At 78.5% G+C, this 1,761-nt stretch carries 1 protein-coding gene and 2 pseudogenes; all 3 read left to right on the top strand.

Going from position 1 to position 1,761, the window contains the following annotated elements:
* Window positions 1-313 (top strand): annotated as a pseudogene (locus tag SSNG_RS41925) (hypothetical protein); the annotation flags it as partial.
* Window positions 310-1,497, top strand: a complete 1,188-nt coding sequence (gene mycP, locus SSNG_RS07210; RefSeq protein WP_007263147.1) for a type VII secretion-associated serine protease mycosin — start codon at window positions 310-312, stop codon at window positions 1,495-1,497. The pseudogene SSNG_RS41925 and the gene mycP, both read left to right, overlap by 4 nt.
* Window positions 1,498-1,509: 12 nt before the next feature.
* Window positions 1,510-1,761: pseudogene (locus SSNG_RS07205) on the top strand (SseB family protein); the annotation flags it as partial.

Genomic DNA, 1,761 nt, shown 5'->3' with positions numbered 1-1,761 from the left:
CCTCACCGTCCCGCCCGCCTACGAGTACGCCGACGCGCGCCGCGCCGCCTGGACGGCGACGGTCTCCGCCGAGGCCCCGGCCGTCGTCTACACCGTCTCCGCCTTCGCCGACGGCCGCACCGTCGAGACGCCCGTCCCCGCCGAGGAGGCGGTCCGCGAGGGTGCCACGGGGACCGTCGCCGAAGCCGGCCTCGGCCACGACGCGAAGGCCGCCGCCGACCGGGTCGGACAGGCCCTCACGGCCCTCGCCGCCCCGGACGCGGCACCGGGCGCGGCACCGGGCGCGGCACCCTCGAAGGGGGCCGCCCGATGAACCCCGCCCCCCTGCGCGCGGCGGCCGCCGCCGGCCTCACCGCCGCCCTCCTCGCCGGGACCGCCGCCCACCCCGCCGCCGCCGACACCATCCGCGACCGGCAGTGGGGCCTGCTCGCCCTGCGCGCCGAGGAGGCCTGGGGCACCACCCAGGGCGACGGGGTCACCGTCGCGGTCCTCGACACCGGCGTGGACGCCACCCACCCCGACCTCACCGGCCAGGTCCTCGACGGCACCGACCTCGTCGGCATGGGCGCCGGCCGCGGCGACCGCGCCTGGGCCCGCCACGGCACCGCGATGGCCAGCATCATCGCGGGCCGGGGCCACGGCCCCGACCGCTCCCAGGGAGTCCTCGGGATCGCGCCCCACGCGAAGATCCTCCCGGTCCGGGTGATCCTCGAAGAGGGCGACCCGGGCCGGAACAAGGCCCGCGACAGCAAGTCCGGCGCCCTCGCCGAGGGCATCCGCTGGGCCGCCGACCACGGCGCCGACGTGATCAACCTCTCGCTCGGCGACGACAGCGACTCCGCGCACCACGAGGCCGCCGAGGACGAGGCCGTCCAGTACGCGCTCGGCAAGGGCGTGGTCGTCGTCGCCTCCGCGGGCAACGGCGGCGAACGCGGCGACCACACCTCCTACCCCGCCGCCTACCCCGGCGTCATCGCGGTCGCGGCCGTCGACCGCCAGGGCCGCAAGGCGGCGTTCTCCACCCGCCACTGGTACGCCACCGTCAGCGCCCCCGGCGTCGACGTGGTCATCGCCGACCCCGACCGCGCCTACTACGAGGGCTGGGGCACCAGCGCCGCCGCGGCCTTCGTCTCCGGCGCCGTGGCCCTCGTCAAGGCCGCCCACCCGGGGCTGTCCCCGGCCCAGGTCAAGAAGCTGCTGCAGGACACCGCCGCCGAGCGCCCGGCCGGCGGCCGCGACGACGCCCGGGGCCACGGCACGGTCGACCCCGTCGCCGCGCTCCAGGCGGGGGCCGCGCTGCGCCCCGAGGCGCCCGTCCCCGCCGCCGTCGCCGCCGGGCGGCGGTACTTCGGCCCCGGACCCGAGCAGGCCCGCCCCGCCGGACGCCGGAAGGTGCCCGGGGTCCCGGCGGCCGCGGCCGGGGGAGCGGTCCTGCTGGTGCTGGCGGCCGTACTGGCCCGGCGCCCGCGCGCCGCACGGCGGGACACGTCGGGATAGGGTCGGTTGATTGTGGCGACCAAGAACATTCCAGACCCCGGCTTCTCCGACGACGACGGCACCGCCGACCCCCGGCTGAGCGCCGCCCTGGCCGCCTGGGCGGCCGACCGGGCGGCCGAACCGCAGCTGCTGGCGGCGCTGAAGGACGCCCGGCTGCTGGTGCCCGTCGTGGCGATGCTCGGCGAGGTCGAGAACGGACCCGGAAGACCGGCCCTCAAGCGCGAGAAAGACCAGCGACATGGCCGTGCCGACGCTGACGGCGGG

It is taken from the genome of Streptomyces sp. C (genome assembly GCF_000158895.1).
Taxonomy (GTDB): Bacteria; Actinomycetota; Actinomycetes; order Streptomycetales; family Streptomycetaceae; genus Streptomyces; species Streptomyces racemochromogenes.
This window is presented reverse-complemented; position numbering and strand designations above follow the sequence as displayed.